This is a genomic window from uncultured Fibrella sp. (genome assembly GCF_964250085.1).
Classification (GTDB): Bacteria; Bacteroidota; Bacteroidia; order Cytophagales; family Spirosomataceae; genus Fibrella.
In genome coordinates this window covers 756,146-778,080 of record NZ_CAXUEC010000002.1, presented here as the reverse complement: position 1 = coordinate 778,080, position 21,935 = coordinate 756,146, and the positions used below count along the sequence as shown (strand labels likewise).

General features: G+C 54.7%; 18 protein-coding genes. 7 read left to right on the top strand and 11 right to left on the bottom strand.

What is annotated here, in order from left to right:
- Positions 1 to 5: 5 nt before the first annotated feature.
- Complete coding sequence (gene mnmA, locus ACFE8Q_RS08715) at positions 6 to 1,133, bottom strand: tRNA 2-thiouridine(34) synthase MnmA (protein ID WP_375444980.1); 1,128 nt, start codon at positions 1,131 to 1,133, stop codon at positions 6 to 8.
- A 209-nt stretch (positions 1,134 to 1,342) separates the two neighbouring features.
- On the opposite strand from mnmA, the gene ACFE8Q_RS08710 reads away from it, so the two are divergent.
- The gene (locus tag ACFE8Q_RS08710) at positions 1,343 to 2,185 is read left to right on the top strand and encodes a fumarylacetoacetate hydrolase family protein (RefSeq protein WP_375444979.1); all 843 of its coding nucleotides are present in this window, start codon (positions 1,343 to 1,345) and stop codon (positions 2,183 to 2,185) included.
- A 103-nt stretch (positions 2,186 to 2,288) separates the two neighbouring features.
- Positions 2,289 to 3,815 carry an aldehyde dehydrogenase (NADP(+)) gene (locus ACFE8Q_RS08705; protein WP_375444978.1) on the top strand — a complete coding sequence of 509 codons (1,527 nt, stop codon included), beginning with the start codon at positions 2,289 to 2,291 and terminating at the stop codon, positions 3,813 to 3,815.
- 97 nt (positions 3,816 to 3,912) lie between these two features.
- On the opposite strand, the gene ACFE8Q_RS08700 is transcribed toward ACFE8Q_RS08705, so the two are convergent.
- Positions 3,913 to 4,377: a hypothetical protein gene (locus ACFE8Q_RS08700; protein ID WP_375444977.1), complete on the bottom strand. Its 465-nt coding sequence runs from the start codon at positions 4,375 to 4,377 to the stop codon at positions 3,913 to 3,915.
- A 186-nt stretch (positions 4,378 to 4,563) separates the two neighbouring features.
- Here ACFE8Q_RS08700 and ACFE8Q_RS08695 point away from each other — a divergent pair, with 186 nt between their 5' ends.
- Entirely contained in the window at positions 4,564 to 6,459 is a 1,896-nt protein-coding gene (locus ACFE8Q_RS08695) for a beta-N-acetylhexosaminidase (RefSeq protein WP_375444976.1), read from the top strand.
- A gap of 60 nt (positions 6,460 to 6,519) precedes the next feature.
- Positions 6,520 to 7,173: a hypothetical protein gene (locus tag ACFE8Q_RS08690; protein WP_375444975.1), complete on the top strand. Its 654-nt coding sequence runs from the start codon at positions 6,520 to 6,522 to the stop codon at positions 7,171 to 7,173.
- Between the two features lie 8 nt (positions 7,174 to 7,181).
- Here the strand turns inward: ACFE8Q_RS08690 and ACFE8Q_RS08685 are convergent, their stop codons facing one another.
- Positions 7,182 to 9,353 carry a glycoside hydrolase family 20 zincin-like fold domain-containing protein gene (locus ACFE8Q_RS08685; protein WP_375444974.1) on the bottom strand — a complete coding sequence of 724 codons (2,172 nt, stop codon included), beginning with the start codon at positions 9,351 to 9,353 and terminating at the stop codon, positions 7,182 to 7,184.
- A gap of 186 nt (positions 9,354 to 9,539) precedes the next feature.
- Between ACFE8Q_RS08685 and ACFE8Q_RS08680 the strand changes: the two genes are divergently transcribed.
- The gene (locus tag ACFE8Q_RS08680; RefSeq protein WP_375444973.1) at positions 9,540 to 10,403 is read left to right on the top strand and encodes a tetratricopeptide repeat protein; all 864 of its coding nucleotides are present in this window, start codon (positions 9,540 to 9,542) and stop codon (positions 10,401 to 10,403) included.
- A gap of 94 nt (positions 10,404 to 10,497) precedes the next feature.
- The gene (locus ACFE8Q_RS08675) at positions 10,498 to 11,118 is read left to right on the top strand and encodes an N-(5'-phosphoribosyl)anthranilate isomerase (RefSeq protein ID WP_375444972.1); all 621 of its coding nucleotides are present in this window, start codon (positions 10,498 to 10,500) and stop codon (positions 11,116 to 11,118) included.
- Between the two features lie 52 nt (positions 11,119 to 11,170).
- Here the strand turns inward: ACFE8Q_RS08675 and ACFE8Q_RS08670 are convergent, their stop codons facing one another.
- From ACFE8Q_RS08670 to ACFE8Q_RS08635, 8 genes are all read right to left on the bottom strand, one after another.
- Positions 11,171 to 12,511: a Gfo/Idh/MocA family oxidoreductase gene (locus ACFE8Q_RS08670; protein ID WP_375444971.1), complete on the bottom strand. Its 1,341-nt coding sequence runs from the start codon at positions 12,509 to 12,511 to the stop codon at positions 11,171 to 11,173.
- A 15-nt stretch (positions 12,512 to 12,526) separates the two neighbouring features.
- Positions 12,527 to 13,534 (bottom strand): sugar phosphate isomerase/epimerase family protein, encoded by a 1,008-nt coding sequence (locus ACFE8Q_RS08665; protein WP_375444970.1) that lies wholly within the window; start codon positions 13,532 to 13,534, stop codon positions 12,527 to 12,529.
- 124 nt (positions 13,535 to 13,658) lie between these two features.
- Positions 13,659 to 15,020 carry a DUF937 domain-containing protein gene (locus ACFE8Q_RS08660; RefSeq protein WP_375444969.1) on the bottom strand — a complete coding sequence of 454 codons (1,362 nt, stop codon included), beginning with the start codon at positions 15,018 to 15,020 and terminating at the stop codon, positions 13,659 to 13,661.
- A gap of 212 nt (positions 15,021 to 15,232) precedes the next feature.
- Entirely contained in the window at positions 15,233 to 15,424 is a 192-nt protein-coding gene (gene xseB / locus ACFE8Q_RS08655) for an exodeoxyribonuclease VII small subunit (protein WP_370728345.1), read from the bottom strand.
- Positions 15,425 to 15,516: 92 nt separating this feature from the next.
- The gene (locus ACFE8Q_RS08650) at positions 15,517 to 16,713 is read right to left on the bottom strand and encodes an exodeoxyribonuclease VII large subunit (protein ID WP_375444968.1); all 1,197 of its coding nucleotides are present in this window, start codon (positions 16,711 to 16,713) and stop codon (positions 15,517 to 15,519) included.
- 106 nt (positions 16,714 to 16,819) lie between these two features.
- Positions 16,820 to 17,878 (bottom strand): phenylalanine--tRNA ligase subunit alpha, encoded by a 1,059-nt coding sequence (gene pheS, locus ACFE8Q_RS08645; RefSeq protein WP_375444967.1) that lies wholly within the window; start codon positions 17,876 to 17,878, stop codon positions 16,820 to 16,822.
- Positions 17,879 to 18,049: 171 nt separating this feature from the next.
- Positions 18,050 to 20,206, bottom strand: a complete 2,157-nt coding sequence (locus ACFE8Q_RS08640; protein ID WP_375444966.1) for an ATP-binding protein — start codon at positions 20,204 to 20,206, stop codon at positions 18,050 to 18,052.
- 48 nt (positions 20,207 to 20,254) lie between these two features.
- Positions 20,255 to 21,283 carry a threonine aldolase family protein gene (locus ACFE8Q_RS08635; RefSeq protein WP_375444965.1) on the bottom strand — a complete coding sequence of 343 codons (1,029 nt, stop codon included), beginning with the start codon at positions 21,281 to 21,283 and terminating at the stop codon, positions 20,255 to 20,257.
- 188 nt (positions 21,284 to 21,471) lie between these two features.
- Between ACFE8Q_RS08635 and ACFE8Q_RS08630 the strand changes: the two genes are divergently transcribed.
- Positions 21,472 to 21,927, top strand: coding sequence for a GPW/gp25 family protein (locus tag ACFE8Q_RS08630; RefSeq protein WP_375444964.1), 456 nt, complete (start codon positions 21,472 to 21,474; stop codon positions 21,925 to 21,927).
- Positions 21,928 to 21,935 lie beyond the last annotated feature (8 nt).

Genomic DNA, 21,935 nt, shown 5'->3' with positions numbered 1-21,935 from the left:
ACTCTTTAATTTTGGTTGAAACTCTTCATGATCCAGCCGCCGCCAACAACATCATCGCCTTCGTAGAAAACGGCGGCCTGACCCGGCGCAATCGCCGAAACACCTTCATCGAAACGCACTTCGATCTGATCGGTACCCGTTTGCGTAATCGTGGCCGACGTACCCGGGTCTTTGTAGCGAACCTTCGTCACGGTTTGTAGCGGCTCGTCGAGGGTGGCGTATTTTTGAAGGTTCAGTTTGCTCACCATCATGCCGTTGCGGTACAGGTCTTTATCCAACCCAAGAATCACTTCGTTGGTGTCTTTCCGAATCTCCGTCACGAACACCGGATGGCCCAGCGCAATGCCTAGTCCTTTCCGCTGCCCGATGGTATAGAACGGATAGCCTTCATGCTTGCCAACCACCTTGCCGGTACTTTCCATAATGAAATTACCACCCGCTACTTCGGCTTCCAGCGTGGGAACACGGCGTTTCAGGAAGCCCCGATAGTCATTGTCAGGCACAAAGCAAATCTCGTACGACTCCGACTTAGTAACAAGTTCTATGAACCCGCGGTCGGTTGCCATTTGCCGGATCTCCGATTTTTTCAGATTACCCAGCGGCAGTTTTGTCCGGGCAAGGCTCTCCTGCGAAACCCCCCAAAGGACATACGACTGATCTTTCAGCGTGTCAACTCCCTTCGAAATAACGTACCTGCCGTTCGATGCCCCTTCGGTCTGGTCTTGCCGGATGTGCGCATAGTGGCCCGTAGCAATGTGCTCACAGTCAAGGCGGTCGGCGCGGCGGAGCAGGGCGTCCCACTTGATGTGCGTGTTACAAAGAACACAGGGGTTCGGTGTCCGTCCTTCCAGGTATTCGCCCGTGAAATGGTCGATGACGGCATCGCCGAATTCGTTGCGGATATCGAGAATGTAGTGCGGGAAACCCAGGCTCACCGAGATGTTGCGGGCATCGTTGATCGAGTCGAGGCTACAGCAGCCGGTCTCTTTTTTGGTCCCGCCCGACGAGGCGTAGTCCCAGGTTTTCATGGTCATGCCGATGACCTCGTAGCCTTCTTCGTGCAGCATTACCGCTGCCAGCGAAGAGTCGATCCCGCCGCTCATCGCGACCAGGATTCGTCCGTGTTTGCTCATGGTATCTGACCGGGTTCAAAGCCCGGCGATGGTAACTGTTTAATGGGTGTCTGCCCGGTGAACGTCAGCCAGACAGATGATTACTGGTACAAAGTTAGGTAACGAGCCCGGAACCCCGAATAGTTTCGGTGCCGGGGTAGATGAGTATGTCAGCGCCGAATCGGACCTTTGCGAGTGAACTCAGTTGCATACGCCTCCTTTATTTACCCATGAGAATATACCGCACCGCCAACGGCATCGTCCTTGAATCGGAAGGGCAGTTTAAACAGATCCGTCCAACCGATTGGGACGCCTACATCAACCGGGATACCCTCTTTGAAGAAGCAACGGCCGATTTCAACAGCGACGATGCCGAACTGAAAAACACCGATTGGCTAACCAACATCCAGCCTATTCTGCCGCCCATCCAGAGTCAGGAAGTGTGGGCTTCGGGGGTAACGTACCTGCGCAGCCGCGACGCCCGCATGGACGAGTCGAAAGAATCGGGCGGGGATACCTTCTACGATAAAGTGTACGATGCCGAACGCCCGGAGCTATTTTTCAAAGCATCGGCGCAGCGCACGGTCGGTACCAACGACTCCGTCCGGATCCGGCGCGACTCCACCTGGGACGTACCTGAGCCTGAGTTGACGTTGTTTATCACCTCATCGGGTAAGATTGTGGGCTACACGGCGGGCAACGATATGAGTTCACGGAGTATTGAAGGCGAAAACCCGCTCTATCTGCCACAGGCGAAGAGCTACGACCGTTGTGCCAGCCTGGGGCCCTGCCTGTACGTACCTGGGCAACCCATCGCGCCCGAAACATGGATAAGCCTGCAAATCGAACGGGCGGGCGAAGTTGTTTTTTCGCAGCGTATCCAGCTTAATCAGATGAAGCGGAGCCATACTGAGCTGGTGTCGTTCCTGTTCCGGGAATGTAGTTTTCCGGCGGGTGTTTTCCTCATGACTGGTACGGGCATTGTTCCACCGAATACCTTTACACTTCAGTCGGCTGATCACATCACGATTGCCATCGAAGGAATTGGATCACTCGTCAACTGGGTCGAATAAACAAAACGTCATTTGTGGTCATTGTGTGGTCATTGGTAGTCATTTATTGTCTTACAACCAATGACCACCAATGACCACCAATGACAATGAATGACTAAGAAATATGCAACTTACTGGAAAACAATGGATTGGCGGTGAAAGCTCGTGGGAAGGCCTGGAGCAGTTTCAGGCATACACACCACATAACAACCAGCCCACGAGCACGGTGTTTTACGAGGCAACCGGGTCTGAAATTGAGCAGGCGGTTAAACTGGCCGACGAAGCATTCTGGACGTATCGCAAAACATCGGGCGCGCAACGGGCCGATTTCCTGGAAGCCATTGCCGAAGGTATCCTGGCATTGGGACCACAACTCATCGAGACCGCTTCGCAGGAGTCGGCCCTGCCAATTGCCCGCCTCGAAGGGGAGCGCGGCCGCACTGTGGGGCAACTTCGCCTATTCGCCGAGTTTATCCGCAACGACGCCTGGATTAACCCGATCAGCAGCCCATTGCAGGCGGTGAAGCAAGCGAACGGAGAGCCAGCCATGCTCCATCAGATGCAGATCGCGCTGGGGCCAGTGGCCGTTTTTGGGGCCAGTAATTTTCCGCTGGCGTTTTCCGTGGCCGGGGGCGATACCGTTTCGGCTCTGGCGGCGGGTTGCCCCGTAGTCTTCAAGGCACATCCGGCGCACCCCGCCACCTGCGAACTGGTTGGTCGTACGATTGCGGAAGCTTTGGAAAAATCGGGCTTGCCTGCCGGGGTTTTTTCGCTGTTGCAGGGAGCTACCCACCGCGTTGGCGAAAGTCTGGTGCAGCATCCGCTCATCAAAGCGGTTGGTTTCACCGGCTCGTATCGGGGCGGGAAAGCCCTGTATGATCTGGCCGTTCGTCGTCCCGAGCCGATTCCGGTATATGCCGAAATGGGCAGTACAAACCCCGTTTTCTTTCTGCCGGGTGCCCTCGAGCAGAACAAAACCGCGTTAGCCACTGGCTTTGCTGCTTCGGTGACGCAGGGAGTCGGGCAGTTTTGCACCAATCCCGGCCTGTTTGTACTGGAAAGCGGCCATACCGATTTTACGGATGAACTCGACCGTCAGTTGGCGGCTATTACCTGCGGAGCCATGCTGACGGAAGGCATCAAACAAGCCTATCAGAAAGGAATTACGCGCCTGAGGGCTATTGCGGGCACGCAGGCCACAGCCCAATGGACTGGCGACGGTGTACAACCGCATCTGCTGTTGACCAACGTACCCAGCGCCTTACAACATCCCGAACTATCAGAAGAAGTGTTTGGCCCGTCGACGGTGGGTGTTGTGGCTGAATCGAAGGCGGAGATACTGGCGTTTGCCCGAAATCTGCAAGGCCACCTCACCGCTACCATCCACGGCACCGAAGCCGACCTCGCCGAATACGCCGACCTGATCGACATACTGACGATGAAAGTAGGCCGACTGGTGTTCAACGGCTTTCCTACTGGTGTTGAAGTAAACCATGCGATGGTCCACGGCGGCCCATTCCCCGCCACCACCGACAGCCGGAGCACCTCGGTCGGGACCGGTGCAATTTACCGGTTCACGCGCCCCATCTGTTTCCAGGCCTTCCCCGAATCGGCCCTGCCAGGTACGTTGCTCAACGCCATGACCTCATAGTAAACACAGGATTTATTCGTGGACGCCCAATCTGTATTTCACTGAAACAGATACAGATTGGGCGTCCACGAATAAATCCTGTGTTTATGCAGCACGCTTACGGCTCTAGGGTCAGCGTTATTAGATCGTCGTCACCCTCACGAATGAAAAGGTCGACGCTTTTGTCGTGAATGTTATCAATTTTAGTACGCCAGTCCAGCAGCTTTTTAAAATCGGCTGTTTCTGACACGATAAGCTCGTTTGTCTTATCGTCTATTCTGTAGAAAAGTGCTGTGGGTTGAGCGTCGCCCAGTAGCTGAACCTCAAACCGGTTTTCGGGTAGAAACCGGAGCCATTCGACCTCCATATCAACCTCGCCAACCTGCTGAACACCGCGCTGGTAATACACGCTGTTATTTTGGCTGGCTTTGGCAACAACCCATTTGGGCTGGGCTGTTAACCACTGGCGTGCCTGACGTACCTGAGCGGTTTCGGTTGGAACCGTAGGGTCAACGGTAGTTTTGGTGCAGGCCGATAGGAGTGTAATCAGCGCGAAGCAGAAAGGAAGCAGCAACTTAGTCATGGCGTTGGTTTGGTTTAACGTTCAGGACAACGTGCAGCCAGGACCGCAAAAGGTTGGAATGCAGCTTAACTAATTCACAGACTAGCCGACCGGGACGCCGCGGGTAGGAGACGCCTCCTGAGCCGCTTTTACGTATCTTGCGTAGCGTATACTAAGGAGTAGTATGCTCACCTGATCTCGAACTTCATGCGTTTCTTGTTTTTCGCTGCCTGTCTGGCGGCAGGGTTAGCCGCTCACGCTCAGCGTCCTGTTCACCTCATTCCGAACCCTGTTTTGGTGCAGATACAGACGGGCCAGTTTGCACTGAATAAGGCCACGGTTATTACCTACACCAAACCCGAATCGGCCACGGTGGCGGCGCTGCTGGCGAACCAGTTAGCCGCGCAAACCAGCTTTTCATTGGTGAGTAAACCGGCGAAAAGTACGCCCGCCAATGTCATCGCCCTGGTGCTGAATACCTCGCCCGACGCAACGCTGGGCCGTGAAGGATACCGGCTCAGTAGCAGCCCCAGAGGCGTTGTAATCGCCGCCAATCAGCCAGCCGGGCTGTTTTATGGTACCCAAACGCTGTTGCAACTACTCCCGCTGGAACGTACCCAGCCAACCGCCGCGCCGCCCGCTCTACTACAGGTGCCAGCCGTACAGATTATGGATCGTCCGCGCTTTGGCTGGCGGGGGGTGATGCTCGACGTGAGCCGGTCATTCTTCACAAAAGAAGAGGTCATGCGCTACATCGATCAACTGGCGCAGTTCAAAATCAATACGTTACACTGGCACCTGACCGACGATAACGGCTGGCGCATCGAGATTAAGTCGTTACCCCGCCTGACCAGCGTTGGTGCCTGGCGCGTCCCGCGTGACGGGCATTACGGCGATCGGCCCAACCCAAAACCGGGCGAGCCAGCTACGTATGGTGGGTTCTACACGCAGGACGAGATTCGGGAGGTAGTACGCTATGCCCAGGACCGCCACGTTACGATCGTGCCCGAAATCGACGTACCTGGCCATAGCATGGCTATGCTGGCGGCTTATCCCGAACTGTCGTGTACCAAAGACACATCCATCCGTGTGAACCCCGGCACCCAGTTTTCAGAGTGGTACGGCAACGGGACGTTCAAGATGCTGGTCGACAATACATTGAATCCATCAGACGAAAAGGTATACGCTGTTTTGGATAAGGTATTTGGGGAAGTGGCTGCGTTATTTCCCGGTCAGTACATCCATGCGGGCGGTGACGAATGTTACCACGGTTACTGGGCAAAAGACGCTGGCTGTCAGGCGTTGATGCAGAAGGAAGGCATGACCAAAGTAGAGGAGTTGCAGGGCTATTTCATGAAGCGCATTGAGCAGATCATCAATGCCAAAGGCAAAAAGTTTCTGGGTTGGGACGAGATTCTGGAAGGTGGCGTGTCGCCGAGTGCGACCGTAATGAGCTGGCGCGGGATGAAAGGCGGCATCGAAGCGGCGAAAAATGGCCATGATGTTGTCATGACGCCAAGTACCTTCGCCTACCTCGATTACATGCAGAGCGACCCTACGCTGGAACCTCGCATCTACGCCAGCCTGCGCCTGAAAACCTGCTACAGCTTTGAACCCGTTCCCGCAGGCGTTGATTCTACCCGGATTCTGGGCGGGCAGGGAAACCTATGGAGCGAGCAGGCCCCCACGATGAGCCACATTGAGTACATGACGTACCCACGCGCCTGGGCATTGGCTGAAGTATTCTGGACGCCCCGCAATCGCCGCGACTGGGCAGGTTTTATTCCCCGGCTGGAGGCACAGATGGAACGCGCTGAACACGCCAATATCAATTATTCCCGCGCTGCCTACGACCCCATCGTAACCACCGCACTGGCCGACAATAAACTGACTGCCATGCTCGATAGTGAACTCCCCGGCACCGATACCTACTACTCGATCGACGATACCATGCCCGGCCGATATAGCCCCCGTTACACCAAACCGCTGCTGATTCCCGAGGGAAATGTGACCCTTCGCGTGATTACCTATCGCAATGGTAAACCCGCCGGTCGCCAACTGACGCTCAAGCGCGACGAACTGGTGAAGCGGGCACCGAAATGAGCGATTATGGGCTTTGATGAGTTGAAAAATACAACGTTAGCGTTTTTAAAATAGTCATAAATGATCATTGATAGACAGCCCGTCAACTGGGTGAATTGGCTTCGCGCTTGCCTGGTTCTGCTACTGCCGGGTACGTTGCCGACGCCATCGAGCGGGCAGGGGCGCGTACCACTCACCGCCGATTCCATTGCGCTCTATCAACGGCATATTGGCCAAACGCCGGGCGTATATCGGTATGAACGCCATTATGTGGGCGACGTGAACAACGATAAGCGGCCCGATGTGGTGCTGGTGGCGCAACGTACCCAGCATCAGCCCGGCGATCCGCCCGGTGGCCTTGCCCGGCGGGTCATTCTGCTTCTGTATCAACCAAACGGTCAACTGCGTAATGCGGTGTATAACGATCAGGTGCTGCGCTGCACAACCTGCGGCGGTGGTTCGCTCGTCGATCCGTTCGTTAAAGTGGTCTTCAACAGCAATCTGTTTTCGTTCGTAAGCACCTACGGCCTTGGCGAAAAAACGACACAGGTCATCACCTTCGAGTTCGACCCGAAACGGCCCGACTGGTGGTTACACACTATTTCGCTCCAGAAGTTTGATTATGATGCACCGGGGCAGGCTACCAAATTAAGGCCGTATAAACTATTGACTAAAAAGGAGTTAGGTGATGTTCGTTTTCAGGATTTTGCCAGTAAACTGATCCCGGCCAAATGAAGCTCTCGTTACTTCCCCGAATCGGATTGCGCCCCTTCGGCGGTGGCAACGTCTTCGGCAACTTTTGGCCGAAGCTTTTCCCAGTGAAAACGAAGTTTGTCGTTTTGGGCTGGCGTGCCACTTTTCTGTTCGCTCAGGTGTACCAGTGGCATGTCATTGTACAACGGGCGGGTTATGGCAACCACCTCGTCCCAGTACCGGAGGGCCAGTTTCAGGTGTTGAACTGCCGCCCGTTTTGAGGCTTCTTTGCCGGTAGTACGGTAGGTTTGCAGGGCTACGGCTCCCCGCAGTTTCTCGGCCAGATGCAGCCCCAGATTAGCCCACGCTTTCACGTCGGCCACTTCATACTGTAACGACCGGTTACCGGTTGTCTGGATAGGCTTCACCAGTTCCAATGCCTTGCGGCAATCGGCTTCCAGCTTGCCGGCCAGCAGGGGCGGGGTCATTTTTGTGTCTGCAAACGTGCCGTTGGCCAGCATCGCTTTCACGTAATCGATGACCGATACATAATCCGGGTCGAGCGTGGGTTGGGTAATCTGCTGGTTGACAGAGATATAAGAAACGTTCTTTGCCTCGTCGTGTGCCATCATACCTTCGCTGTAGAGCGAGAAATCCCAGGTGAAATCAAACGCCGAGGCCAGCCGCAGGGGCGTTGCCGAAGCCAGCGCGTAGGCTTCCAGCAACCGACTGGCCGACGGCCCGTACCGCCTGAGAAATTCGGCGTTAAAGACCGCATCGGGCGTTTCGGGATTGTAGAGTATTCGGCCCCAGAGCTTGTAAAACAGCCACTGCCGTTCAAAAGCGTATTTCCACGCGACCGGACCACCAGGTTTGGTGAAGTAATCTTTAGCAGGAATGTAGGTTTCGGATCCTAAAAAATACCCACCCACATATGCCTGATTATTGGTCATAATGTGCGTTCTGACAAAATCGGGAACGCCCCAGCGCAGGCAGAAAAAATCTTCGTTTCGAGCCGTCCACGTAATCTTGTAGGCAGTGGGGTTGGGGCTGAAATAGGTGTCGTACAATTTGCCGCCATGTACTTTCACCAGCGTAGGCGTAGAATGGGCGTGCGACCAGTTGTACTTCAAATCGGCCCAGACTGGCCCGTCGATAAAATCCAGGCCTCCTTCGCGTTCAATTGATTTCCGGGTCAGCTTTTCGGTATCGACGCTCGTAATCCCCAACGAACCCGTGGTGCTCGAAAACGGGATGCGGTGAATAAGTTTAGTTTTTCGATTTGCCAGCCGCATCCCTTCGATGATGGTGGCCGTCATCCAGTCTTCGCGTTGCTGGGGCGTCATGCCGCCCATGCCTTCGCCCAGCGTCAGCCCGAAACCGGTCAGGTCGGGGTATTCGTTGAGCACCTGCGTTACACATTCCCGCGTGTAGCGTTTGACAATGGCCGAGGTATCCCCATCGATAAAATGCCGGTGTTCCAGGTTGTTCACCGCCGGGTTGACGTTGTAGGCCTTCGAAAATTCAGGGCTGGTAAAAATATTGAACGGAATCAGGTACGTGTCGATCGCCCGTTCTTTCGCCATCCTGAAAATGCTTCTGAACAGCGTTTGCCACTCAGCCAGTTGCTGCTCATTGAACGGCGTGGCTGCTGGGAAATTCGTAGGCCTGATCATGAACGTGTACGGGTGTAGATTCCAGAGGCTCAGGGCGTTGAACCGGTTGGTGGCCATCATGTCCAGAAATGCTTTCCAGTATAGGGTATCCCGGCATGTGTCGTAGTGCAGATCCAGGGCGTAGCTATGGCGGTAGGTGTCCCACGGCAAATCGAACTTAATGGCCCTAAGCGCCAGATGGGGCCGCTCACGCCGGGCGGTAATCTTCTGGGGCGCAACGCCATTCTGAATGTCTTCGGCTACCGACAGGCTTCCATAGATCAGGCCACGAGCGTCGCCACCGGTGATGGTAAGCTGATTTTTTGCCACGTCGATGGTGTACGCTTCCGCACCCAACTGTGGGTTGACGGGGGCCAGTTGAATGACGAAATCGGCAGGTACGTTGGCCGTGGCCAGGGTGTAATGGCTACCGATCAGGGCGTTGGCAAGCTGTTTGCCCGCAAATTCGGTTTGTGGCGAACGCGCTGCCGTCTGGATAAGCACACGTTGGGCAGCAGCCATTTTACAAAGTCCCAGCAGAATCAGGAGCAGGCTCAGGCGGATCATCAAAGTGGCGGGTTTAAATCGGGTGTCAGGTAGTAGACAAGTGCTTCCCTCAAGAAGGCGATAACCAGCCGGGTCTCCTTGTTTCGGTCGGTGAACTCATAGAAAACGATTGGCTGCCTGTCCGAATCCCTTTTTACAGGCACAAAATGGCCTGGCTACGAGTTATCCATGCAGACCTGATTTTGTATGCTTGAACTGCTCACGGTGCTCTCTTTTACGGGCTACATCATTTACCTTAAGTACTACGCTGACCAGCGCAGCACTGCCGAAAAACAGGCTGATCAGCTCCGCGAAGGCATCACGCTGTTTGAAAACGACCAGTTTGCGGCGGCGCTGGCCTACTTTAATCACGCCATCGAATCGCAGCCAAAGTTGGGGGTAGCGTACCTCTACCGGGCCCGGATTTACCGCAAGCTGGGCGACACAGAGGCCGCCCTGACGAACCTGGACCTGGCGAAGAGCTATGATGATACAATTGCCGACCTGCATCTGGAAACGGGTCAGATTCACTATGAACGCGGCGATTATTCAACGGCTTTTCAGGACTTCGACAAAGCTATTTTCCACGGAGGCAGTGCCGAAGCCTATCACTGGCGCGGGCTAACCCGGCAACAAACCGGCCAACCTACCGAAGCGGAACAGGACCTGGCCAAGGCTGATTCGATGGTGGCGGCAGCGCAGGTGATGCTGGGTACGCCCGCGCCGGTTCAAACCGGGTTTGTCAATCGGTCGTCGCTGATCCATGCCGGGTTAACGCTTGTCAACGCGCTGGTACTTTTATACGTGATCAAACATAGTCCCGTTATTCACTGGCCCTACCTGCTGGCGGCGTTTTCGGCAGGGGCCATCGGCTTTGCCGAGCCGCGTAAAGGCTGGGTGCTGGCTATGTTGCAGGTCCTGCTGATCTGGATTGGCTATACCTTCGTGGTTGGCCCGGCCGAGTCGAGTGTGGATCGGGAAGTAGAAGCGTTTAGTCTGTATGGAACGCTGGGCCTGACTTTCGTGGGTAGCTTCCTGGGTAGTATACTGAAGCGGGCACAGGCGGGATGAGTCCACATTACCTAATTCCCCCAGTCTTCAATGACCCAATTTACAGCTACGTGTGCTACTTTCGCCCCTCCAAATTAAGTTAGCACAGGTACGTATGGCCCTTCAGACAACCGTCAAAATATCGAACATTACCAACCTCAGCGATGCCCGCTATTGCGCGGGCATGGGCGTCGATCTGCTTGGTTTCTCCATGGATAGCACCAGCCCTGATTATATCGAGCCGGCTCGGTTCAATGAAATCAGGGGGTGGGTGGCTGGTGTTCAGATTGTTGGCGAAACGGCGAGTGCCGATCCCGAACAGATCGAGCAACTGCTGGCTGAGTACCAACCCGATGTGTTGCAGGTGGATGAGGTAGCCCTGTTGCCCTATCTCAGCACAATGGGTAAACCCCTCATGTTACGTGTTGATCTGACAGGAATGTCGCTGGAGCAACTCGACGCGGTGGCTGGTACGGCCCTGCCCGGAATCGACTATCTGCTACTCGAAAGCCAGTCGATCATTCATATCGACGATGAGTTACAGGCTGCCCTCAAACAAGTGGCGAGCCGTCATGCGGTGCTGTTGGGCATTGGCTTTGAAGCTGCTACCATTCAGACGATCCTGGCCGAGTTGCCCATTGCGGGCATTGCGCTGGCTGGTGGAAACGAAGAACGCCCCGGAAGCCGTGACTTCGGGGCGTTGATGGATATTCTGGAGGTATTGGAAGTGGAGTAAGTGTCAAGTTTCAGGTCTGAGAGGTTTCAGACCTGAAACCTTTATTCCTCATCTACGCTACCACGATATCGCTTTTCCCGGCATCCCAGGTAACGCGCTTGCCCGTATGTAACGCCTTGGTCGCCATGATGTTGGCTACCGAGTGGTTGAAGCCGACGCGAGCAGGTGCATTTGGCTCTTTCCGACTGCGAACACATTCCATCCAATTCCGCATGTGAAACGACGTCATAGGGTCGCCGCCGGTATTGGCGCTGGTCTCGATTTTTGGGCCCTGCGATAGTGTCTGCGAGGCCAGTAAGTTTGGCTGCATCCCCATCTCTTTGGCAAAATTAGCCTGTAAACCGCCTTCCGAGGTGATTTTGTTGGTGTCGAGGTTAATCATGCCACCATTCGAGTAGTAGTACTCTTTAGTGCCACCTGCCTCGTTGTGCATCCTCGACGAATACATCACCTGGAAGCCCTTGTTCTTGTCGTTGTCCGGGCCGTAGTCGAATACTGCCGTGAACGTATCGGGGTTAACCCGGCCATCTTTCCAGACATATACACCACCATTGGCTACCACCGACCGGGGGTGATCCAATCCGCTGAACCAGTGAACGGTATCGATTTGGTGCGACATCCACTGACCCGGAATGCCCGACGAGTAGGGGTAGAATAACCGGTATTCCAGGTATTTACGTGGGTCCCACGCTTCGGCAGGTCGGTTTAACAGGAAGCGTTTCCAGTCGGTATCTTCCTGACGGATTTCTGATACCAATTTGGGCCGGCGCCAGCGACCCGGCTGATTTACATTCCAGGTCATCTCCACCATCGTTACATCACCGAATTTGCCGGATTTGATGAAGTCGTTGGCGGCATGGTAGTTCGGGGCTGACCGGCGCTGCGAACCAACCTGAACAATTTTCTTCGATTTTTCAACGGCTTTCAACGCTTTGCGCGCATCCTCCATCGATTCGGCAAAGGGTTTCTCCACGTATACATCCCGGCCCGATTCTACGGCATCGGCGCAGTGAATCGCGTGCTGGAAGTCGGCGGTACTGATGATAACAGCGTCGATATCTTTCCGATCGAGCAGTTCGTCATTGTTGCGGCACATGGCGAAGTTGTTGGCATCGGCCCAACCTTTACCGGTGAGGTACGCCTTGGCTTCGTCGCGGCGGCGGCTCCAGAGGTCAGAAACGCCAACAAAGGAGAAGTTAAGCTCTTTCGCATGGTCGGCAAAAGCGGGCGAAAGGGATTGACGGAACCGGTCTGAGAAGCCAATTACGCCAACGCGCACCCGCTCGTTTGAGCCAAGAATACGTGCGTAGCTGCTGGCTGAAAAGCTCGTGCCCAAGCCTGCCAAACCGACGGCTCCGGCTGATGTTTTAAGAAAATCGCGTCTGTTAGTCATACACTATGAACTAGTTTAAATCGGGAATTTGAGGGTCTGTGTGATGTATTCTTTATTGGTTTGTGCGCACTGTAAGGCGGTGCGGCCTGGGTCGGGTATGCCGTCTAATTCAATGATGCCCCATCCGTTAAACTTAATGGTTTTGAGGGCTTTAAACACCGCAGGTACGTTCACGTTGCCTCGGCCAAGTTCCACGAACTTATACGCGTTGGGCGTGCCTGGCCGATCGGACAGGGGCGACATGGTGTCTTTTAAGTGCAGCGAATGAAGGATATCCTGATACTGCACAATGGCCAGTTCGGGTTGCCCACCGCCCTGTTTGTAGTGAGCAATGTCTAAAAGCAGGCGAATGGCTTTCGGGTTCATGGCCTGAACAATCACATCGACTTCGGCGGGTGTTTCGCCCAACTGGTGCATATGGTTGTGGTAAACGGCCTGCACACCCAGATCAGCCGTTTGTTTGCCAATCTCATTCATCACCGTAGCCAGCCGTTTCAACTCGTCGGTGGTCGGAAGCCGGTCTTTAGGCCGGGCTGAGTTGGTAAGCTGAATGGCCGAACCGCCCAGTGCTTTCACAAAACTGGCGTGGGCCACGTGCTGATCGATCGTGCTCTGGAACTTGGCCGGATCGATTTCAACATTACCACTCGAAAACATGGCAAGTTGTAAACCGTGCTGGTCCAGCATGGCCTTCAATTCGGAGGGTTTTGCGCGGTAGGGGCCAAACGAATTGGCCCGTAACTGGATACCCTTGAAGCCCGTCGCGGCAATGTCGGTAATGGCCTGTGCATCGTTGCCGCCCCAGGTAATGGCTGAATAGGCAATGCGAAGCCCCGACTTTGGCGGAGCCCCGATACGAGCCATACTTTCGGCACCAGCCGCCAGCACGAGGGCCGACGCACCAGCCGCCTGAAGAAACTGCCTGCGGTTTATGGCCGTTTGCCCCTGAGAATCAGGAAGAGCGGCTGCCACACAGTCGTGCGACCGCTGGCGTGAAAGAATTGATACTAGCTGTTGCTTCATGTACAGCCAAAGAACCATTACCGGGGTTTCTACTAAATGCATTTCATTCAGTAACAGGACGGGCTATAAACAGACGTACCCGTTACTGCCGGGCAATAACGGGTACATGTAAAGGATCAGACGGCTATTTTGTGATAACCTTAACGTTAATTTTCTTCTGCGGCTGTTTGCCCAGTTCTCCCACTTTAACGCCCGTACCCAATCCAATAGCATCAACGCGCAGGTAATTAATGCCCGCGCCAACGAGTTGCTGTTTGATGGAGTTGACCCGTTTGAACGACAAAGCCTTATTGGTCAGTCCTGCTGCCGGGCCGGGGGCATCGTTGGCATAACCCTGCAACTGAATCTGTAGGGTAGGCCGTGCTTTCAGGAGGGTAATCAACTCATTAATCTGACCCTGCGAAGCCGAGGTCATACTGAGCGATGAAGGCTCGAACGTAACACCCGTTAGGGCAAACACACGGCCTTTCGGCTGGGCCGGGTCATTCAGGTACGTTGTTAAGGCCGTATTGAAGGCGGCATCGGTAGAGCCTGAGGTGGCTATTCCCGTAGCCGTGCTTGCTGACGAGGCAACTGCGGTGGTAGCCGTTGTTGGTGCAGGACGATTCGTCACCGTGTCAACCGGAACGGCCAGTGAACGGGCTACTGTATCAGACTGAGCCGAGTCGCTGATGGCCGACGAAACGGCGTCGGTTGACTCGGCCGAATCGGCCGAGAAGTTTTTGCTGTTCTGCCAAACGAAATAACCGCCTATACCGACCGCCGCCACGATGAGCGCCCCGATCAGCCACTTACCTACCGATCCGTTCGAATCGGTATCGGGGTCTGGCTCAAAAGAAACAGTTGACGGGGGAACAGGCCGGGTGGCGGTGCCGCTTGTGTTCCGGGGCGGGAGTGCCTGGGCAGTTCGTTTGGCCGGTGCCGCTACGCCAGCCACAATTTGCTGAATACCTACTTTTTCGACAAGCTGCGGAAAGAGGCTTTCCGGTACAGCATTGATAAACGCTTCACGCTGATCGAACAGCGACGCAGCCAGCCCATCGGCGTCTAACTTTTTCTCTTTCACCTGCCGCCCCAGCACATCGAGTACAACACCTGCGGTTAAGCCAAGGAGCGAAATTGCGGATGAGTTTCGGATGCCTGCATAGCTGGAAATCATGCCGGCGATGGAGCTTTTCATGGCCGGAAGCAGGCGGCTTATAGCCTCGTTTCCGGTTGTGATAACGGCATGCGTTTGGGTCGCGTCTTTCAGAACGCTGTTCAGATTGGAGGAAAGCGTACCATCGTAGCCACTTTTCTGGAGTTGGCTAAATAGTTGGTTTACACCAATTTCGGTAGTCGTCCGTTTCAGCAACCCGCCGAAAACGGTGTGGACTAAGCCTTCGACGGCCTTTGTGGTTTTCTCCGCAGGCTCATCCTCGTACAGGGCAATTTTGGCCAGTACCTCCGGGGTAAGCACTTCGTTGAACGCACCAAATAAAGTCATGATGATAGGTTAGTATACAGTTACTATAGAATGTCCGGTTGCCTTGGTCATTCCGCCAGTTTCGTAGTATCAGTGGATGGGTCACTCTCTGGATGCGACGACGTTGAATCGGCCCGGCTGGCCCGATTTGTTGCAGTCTGGTCTTTGCATCCTGTCCCAAAATTAAACACAGTTTTTCAATGCCAACCACTCAACCATTTATTAATGTTTGGCTACTGTCTTTTCTGCAATTGAATCAGGGCTTGTTGATAGTCTTCGTCGACTGCCCGTAGCCGTTGCTGGCAAAAAGCGATCAGTTCAGTAGCCTGCCGAATCCGGCCCGGCAATTCATCGAGTGGCACGGCTTCATTTTCTATCTCGTCAACGAGCGAAGTCAATTGTTCGTATGCTTCCTGATATGTCATAGGGAAAAGTTACTGGTTATTGGTTACTGGTTGTTAGTGGCTTCGCTCAGGTACGCTCATAAGATGAGCAACCAGTAACCGTTAACCAATACCTAATTACCAGTAACAGTTAGTTGAATAGTTCCGTCGGCAAACTGTGCCTCTACGGTGTCGCCGGGCTGAAAGGCATCGGCGCGGGTTAGAATCTGTCCGTTTCGGCTGAGCATGGCATACCCCCTACGGAGCACGTTGATCGGATCGAGGTGGCGGATAGTCGTGGTCTTGTCCGTTAACTCGATGTGACGGTTACGCAGGTACGTCTGCGTGCCATACCGGAACCGGTCGGTCAGGTTATCAATTTCTTCACGGGCACTCTGCATCGCTACCCGACTGGCTTCGGCCACGCGGTACGCCATTTGCAGGCAATTTTCTTCAAATAGCCGGTTATGTTCGATCAGAAAGACGGCTGCTTTGGTGGGCGTTTTTACGCTCTGATGACAAAGCATGTCGGTAATGCTGACGTTGCGGTCATGCCCGATACCGGCCAGAACAGGGTAGGGAAAACTGGCGATGGCCACGCCCATACGCAGGGTGTCGAACGCGCCAAAATCAAGCTGCGAGCCGCCACCGCGCACAATCACAACAGCGTCGTAGGGCACCTGGCAACGAATAATCTGTTCTAACTGGATGCAAATCGCTTTGTCGGCGCCCTGCCCCTGTACCTGGGTGAGGTACTCGTCGATGGCAAACTGGTAGCCCCACGCATTATTGGCCAACTCTTGTCGGAAATCGCGCCAACCGTCGGAATTCGGGGCGGTAATCAGCGCAATTCGCTGCCAGACGGCCGGCCGGTCCAGCATCTGGTTGCTGGTGATGTACTCGCCCTGATCCATCCAGACGTATTGGGAATGCTCGCGAACGAGGGTATCGAGCACGGCCTGCCGTTCCCGCTCAATATTGCCCAGCGTGTAGGCATGGTCGATCTGGTGAATCTCCAGCCGCATGCCGTAGATCGGGCTGTAGGTGACCGAAACAAGCATCAGTAGCTGAATATTCCGGGCAAAAGCAACACCCGTCGCGGCTTCAAACGCCCGCAGGATGGGGTAGTTTTTTCGCCAGATAACCGCATCGAGCTTGGCCACGGTCTGGTTGCCTTCCCGTTCTACAAGGCCCAGAAAGCAGTATTGCCGGTCAGGGTAGTTCTTGATGTCGCTCGTTTCGGCCAATACCCACATGGCTTTTCCACCGAAATTTTCTTCAAGAACGGCGTCAATTGTATAGGCAAGATCGGATAAGCGAATGGGAGACACTGGATTTGGAATTTAGGATTTGGGATTGTGGATTTGCACGGCTGTGCAATAAAAAGAGTTAGTAGTTTTAGCGGAGCAAATCCGCAATCCCGAATCCCAGATCAGTTTAGAGTCCTTCAAACTGCCGTAAGAAACGGACGTCGTTTTCGAAATAGAGGCGCAGGTCACGTACCTGGTATTTCAACATCGTGATGCGCTCGATGCCCATGCCAAAGGCGAAACCGGTGTATTCGTCGGGGTCGATGCCGCAATTTTCCAACACGTTCGGATCAACCATGCCCGAGCCCGCAATCTCGACCCAACCCGTGTGTTTGCACACGTTACAGCCGCTGCCGCCGCAGATCTGGCACGAAATATCGATTTCGGCGCTTGGCTCGGTAAAGGGGAAATAGGAGGGACGGAACCGGATCTTCGTATCTTTCGTAAATAGCTCTTTGACAAAGTGATAGAGCGTGTCTTTTAAATCTTTGAACCCCACGTTGCGGTCAATATAAATGCCTTCGACCTGATGAAACTGGCAGTGGGCCCGCGCCGAAATAGCCTCGTTGCGATACACCCGCCCCGGCATGATCGACCGGATCGGATGAAAGCCGGTTGGGCTGTTCCGCACATGTTCCATCAGCCGAATCTGCACATTCGACGTGTGGGTACGTAGCAACATATCGTCAGACACGGAACCGCCCGATTTGTCAACGAAAAACGTGTCCTGCATTTCGCGGGCCGGGTGATTGTCGGGGAAGTTCAGCGCCCCGAAATTGTACCAGTCCGATTCGATTTCCGGCCCGTCGGATACGTTGAAACCAATGCGTTCGAAGATCTGGATGATCCGCTGCCGAACCAGGCTTAGCGGATGCTGCGTGCCGGTCAGGTTCGGAATGACGGGCAGCGTTAGGTCGACGGTTGGTTGTGAACCGGCCTGCTGCTGTTGCGCGTCGACCTGCTCCTGAAAGGCCGTGAAGCGCTCCTGAGCCAGGTTTTTCAGGCCATTTAGCTGTTGGCCCAACGCCCGTCGCTCGTCGGCAGCGGCTGTTTTAAGGCCCTCGAACAGTTCGGTCACCGCTCCTTTTTTGCTCAGGTAGCGTAGCCGATATTGTTCAAGTTCCTCTTTATTCGATACGGTCGCCTGCTCAATTTCGGCGTATAGCTGGGCAATAGTTTCTGTCATGGAAAAAGGGGAAATAACTTTCAGGTATTTCTGTTGCTGTTCAGGGTCTAAAGGCCAATGTCTAACGTTCAACGTCCAAAGTCTAACGTAGCCCTGCTGATTTGCGAAGCAACTTTAGACTTTAAACCCTGGACTTTGAACAGCAACAAAAGCAAAGATAACTCAGGTACGTTAGCCGTTGAGCGGTAACCGAATAATGAAGGTAGTTTGTTCACCGGGGGTGGTTTCAACGGCGAGCGTACCGCCGTGGCCTTTCGTGATGATGTCGAAACTGAGACTCAGCCCCAGTCCGGTGCCTTCGCCGGTTGGTTTGGTGGTGAAAAACGGCTGAAAAATCTTGCGCTGCAACGCTTCGGGAATGCCATTGCCGTTATCCTGAATCCGCAGTTCGATCTCGTGTTCGTGCTGGCGGGTGATAAACCAAACGGTTGGGTAATAGCCCGTTGGGTTCGCCTTTGCTTTTTCGCGAACGGCATAGAACGCGTTGTTGAACAGATTCAGCAGCACACGCCCCACATCCTGACTCACCACGCTAACGTGCTCGAGCACGGGGTCCAGGCTGGTGTGTAGCGTGGCGTTGAAAGCCTTGTCTTTGGCCCTGAGCCCATGATAACTCAGCCGCAGATATTCGTCGCCCAGCGCATTGAGGTCGGTTTTTTCTTTGTCGCCGCTACTGGCGCGCGAATGTTGCAGCATGCCCCGAACGATACTGGCTGCCCGTTGCCCATGCTGGCTTATCTTGCTGATATTCTGATGGATGTCGCCCAGAAGTTCTGTTTCCAGTTCCGTATCGCGCTCGTCTGCCGGGCGGGTTTGCTCCTGTTTCAGTTCGTCGAGCAGTTCAGTCGATACCTCGGCGAAATTATTGACGAAGTTGAGCGGGTTCTGAATTTCGTGGGCAATACCAGCGGTTAACTCACCCAGCGACGCCATTTTTTCGCGCTGCACCAACTGGGTCTGGGTCTCGCGCAGGTTCTGCAACGACTGGTTCAGCTTGGCCGTGCGCCGGGCTACCTGTTGCTCCAGTAACTCTTTCTGTTGCGTCAGAATTGTTTCTTTTTCCGTCGATAGCTTCTCTACGTCAGCCAGCCGGTTTTGCAGGTCGCGGTTGGTCTGGTCATGCTCTTTGGCCAGCAATATGGCGAGCACCGCCGGAATGGAAATGGCCATTAGCGTAGGCAGAATGCCGTAGTCGGAATTGGCCAGTTTAAAATAATTCAACAGCCCGATAATGATGGTGCCCAGGACAGCGACGCCAAGTACAACAGAGCCGCTGATAAGTACCAGCACAGCGTTGTACTGCTTGTTGCGAATGGCGATCAGACTGATGCGAAAGCCGTCGAGGAAGAGCATTAACAACGAGAGGCCCCGCGCAAAATCCATTCCAAGCTCCATTGGGCGGTTAGATAATGAAATCCCCGTCAGTAACGCCACCAATAGCGTGAACCCGGCAATGAGGCCGAACAATAACCCCCGTTTTTGCTGAAGAAAACTGTAATAGGTAGCCAGCAGCATAACGGCAAACGCTGAATTGAACAACGTACCCAGGTAGTCGGACCAACTGGCAACCGCCAGATTCCGCACATAAAAAGGCAGGTCGTTGGCAATCGTTCCCAGACAGGAGAGCAGCATGGTGGTACCAAAAATCAGGTTGATCGTTCGGCGGCGGTAGGTGTAGTACAGAAAGTGAATCGACGCCAGCATCAGCGACAAGCCAACAATCAGATACTCTTCAAGCGTGCGGGTGTGCACCTCGTCGACCTGGGTCACCACAAAGTTGGTTGGGTGACTGATTTCAATATCGAATGTTCGTTTGCTTTCGATGTATTTGGGCACGAAGCCCGACGTTGGGTACGTGGCAAACCGCACCGCCAGCAGGTGCGGCCCGGCGGGAAGGGCGGGCAGCAGACACATATCGCCGCGCACCCGCTTGTGTTTGACGGTCGTTTCTTTGGATGAGCCAATGGTGCCGAAACTGGCCAGAAAACGCCCATCGACATACAATTCGGCGGCACCATTCATATGCACAAAGAGCGGAATGGGCTGATTGGCCACGGCCGAATCGAGCAGGAGGGTGAGGCGGAACCAGCAGTGGCCAGCTTTGGCTACCTGCGGCAGGCGGTTTATGTTCCGGTTGAGTCGGAGCGTGTCCCATCGATTATCGTCGAGCGTTGGGCTGGCCCAGGCCGGGTTGTCGCCGCCATGCCAGCGCCACAACAGCCGGGGAGATAGCCCTTCGGCAGGAATGCTGTCGATCCTGAACACCCCTGGTTGGGCAAGTGCAGGGCGGCAAAAGACCAGCAGGAGCAGGAGTACAAAAACGCGCATTGGAGGAGCCGGGGTGGTGGTAGGCTGCAAATTAATTGAAACAACCCGTTACATGGCCATTAACTGGTTTGATACCAGTTGCTCAAACGCCGTTACATCATCGTCGGTCAGGTCGAGGTGCGTAACGAAACGAACCAGTTGGGGGCCAAACGCCACCGCCAGAATGCCCTGTTCTTTCAATTTGGCGATGTACTCTGTATTCGTAAGGCCGTCGACCAGGCGGATGATCACGATGTTTGTTTCCACGGGCAGCACCTCGGCTACCTCTGGCTGATTGGCCAGAATCTGACCGATTTGCCGGGCACGGGCGTGGTCTACTTTCAGGCGCTCGATGTTGTGGTCGAGCGCGTAGAGGCCCGCCGCCGCCAGAAATCCCGCCTGCCGCCAGCCGCCGCCCATGAGCTTCCGAAACCGTTTTGCCTGCGTAATGAACGTACCTGAGCCCAGCAGCAGCGAGCCAACGGGGCACCCCAGGCCCTTGGAAAGGCAGATGCTGATCGAGTCGAACAGCCGACCGTATGCTTCGGGGGCATCGCCTGTTTCGACGAGTGCATTGAAGATCCGTGCGCCGTCGAGGTGAAGGGCCAGGCCGTGGGCATCGCAGAGCTGACGAATAGCGGCCAGTTCGGGCAGGGTATAGTAGCAGCCTCCGCCTTTGTTGACCGTGTTTTCGAGCGACACGAGCCGCGAGACAGGCCGGTGTACGTCGGCCGGATTATTGATGGCCGGGGCAATGAGTTCGGGCGTAATTTTACCCCGTTCGCCCGCCAGCAATGCCACCGACGCCAACGCATTGACCGCGATACCACCGCCTTCGTAGAGGTAGACGTGCGAAATCTGATCGCAGATCACCTCGTCGCCGGGCCGTACGTGGGTACGTATGGCCAACTGGTTTGTCATGGTGCCGGATGGGCAGAAAAGCGCGGCTTCCATTCCGAAAAGACGGGCGGCTTTTTCTTCAAGTGCATTGACGGTTGGGTCTTCGCCAAACACGTCGTCGCCAACGGGAGCGGCCATCATAGCGGCCAGCATGGCCGGCGTGGGACGGGTAACGGTATCGCTGCGGAGATCGATCATGGAACGTAACGCGGACTTGAGTCCGCATTGTTTAGTTGAAGTGCGGACTCAAGTCCGCGTTACTTAATGGCTCCGCTAAGTTAATCATCAGTCTCCGGGCGATCCATTATTCCCTGTTCATTAAAAAAGGAATTGACTTATTCGCTATAGAAACTATACTTTACAGGCGATTTCCTGGTTTAACGCACATGGCCGACGAATTCTACAATCTTCCGCTTCGACTGGACCTGATCACGAAGGGCCAAACGACCAAACAGGGGGCCGCCGCCCGGCAAATCACCTGCTCAATGGAGGAGTCGATCCGAAATAATCTGTACCTGATCACGACCACGCAGTATAACGAAGCCCGCTACGATGGCCGGTTCGGCTGCACGATCTGGGACGACGATTTCAGCGTCGGCAATGATTCGGTCTACATTCTCTGGACCGACCGCATCGAGAAATCACTGACCATAGCTATCCGACGTTACGAACCCCGGCTCGAGCGCATCAAGGTAGAGGTAAGTGTAGACCGGGAGGGGACCCCCGACGCGCATAAGCTAATCAGAATCAGGGTACTGGCCGAAATTGTCCCGTCGAACCGGCGCCCGTTTATGTTTCAGCGCGAGATCGCCGTTGCGCCATTCACGACCAAAATCAGATAACCGGTTAC

Excerpts from the sequence above, each read along its gene's own strand:
- mnmA (WP_375444980.1), bottom strand. The coding sequence starts at position 1,133 with ATGAGCAAACACGGACGAATCCTGGTCGCGATGAGCGGCGGGATCGAC.
- ACFE8Q_RS08710 (WP_375444979.1), top strand. The coding sequence starts at position 1,343 with ATGAGAATATACCGCACCGCCAACGGCATCGTCCTTGAATCGGAAGGG.
- ACFE8Q_RS08705 (WP_375444978.1), top strand. The coding sequence starts at position 2,289 with ATGCAACTTACTGGAAAACAATGGATTGGCGGTGAAAGCTCGTGGGAA.
- ACFE8Q_RS08700 (WP_375444977.1), bottom strand. The coding sequence starts at position 4,377 with ATGACTAAGTTGCTGCTTCCTTTCTGCTTCGCGCTGATTACACTCCTA.
- ACFE8Q_RS08695 (WP_375444976.1), top strand. The coding sequence starts at position 4,564 with ATGCGTTTCTTGTTTTTCGCTGCCTGTCTGGCGGCAGGGTTAGCCGCT.
- ACFE8Q_RS08690 (WP_375444975.1), top strand. The coding sequence starts at position 6,520 with ATGATCATTGATAGACAGCCCGTCAACTGGGTGAATTGGCTTCGCGCT.
- ACFE8Q_RS08685 (WP_375444974.1), bottom strand. The coding sequence starts at position 9,353 with ATGATCCGCCTGAGCCTGCTCCTGATTCTGCTGGGACTTTGTAAAATG.
- ACFE8Q_RS08680 (WP_375444973.1), top strand. The coding sequence starts at position 9,540 with ATGCTTGAACTGCTCACGGTGCTCTCTTTTACGGGCTACATCATTTAC.
- ACFE8Q_RS08675 (WP_375444972.1), top strand. The coding sequence starts at position 10,498 with ATGGCCCTTCAGACAACCGTCAAAATATCGAACATTACCAACCTCAGC.
- ACFE8Q_RS08670 (WP_375444971.1), bottom strand. The coding sequence starts at position 12,511 with ATGACTAACAGACGCGATTTTCTTAAAACATCAGCCGGAGCCGTCGGT.
- ACFE8Q_RS08665 (WP_375444970.1), bottom strand. The coding sequence starts at position 13,534 with ATGAAGCAACAGCTAGTATCAATTCTTTCACGCCAGCGGTCGCACGAC.
- ACFE8Q_RS08660 (WP_375444969.1), bottom strand. The coding sequence starts at position 15,020 with ATGACTTTATTTGGTGCGTTCAACGAAGTGCTTACCCCGGAGGTACTG.
- xseB (WP_370728345.1), bottom strand. The coding sequence starts at position 15,424 with ATGACATATCAGGAAGCATACGAACAATTGACTTCGCTCGTTGACGAG.
- pheS (WP_375444967.1), bottom strand. The coding sequence starts at position 17,878 with ATGACAGAAACTATTGCCCAGCTATACGCCGAAATTGAGCAGGCGACC.
- ACFE8Q_RS08640 (WP_375444966.1), bottom strand. The coding sequence starts at position 20,206 with ATGCGCGTTTTTGTACTCCTGCTCCTGCTGGTCTTTTGCCGCCCTGCA.
- ACFE8Q_RS08635 (WP_375444965.1), bottom strand. The coding sequence starts at position 21,283 with ATGATCGATCTCCGCAGCGATACCGTTACCCGTCCCACGCCGGCCATG.
- ACFE8Q_RS08630 (WP_375444964.1), top strand. The coding sequence starts at position 21,472 with ATGGCCGACGAATTCTACAATCTTCCGCTTCGACTGGACCTGATCACG.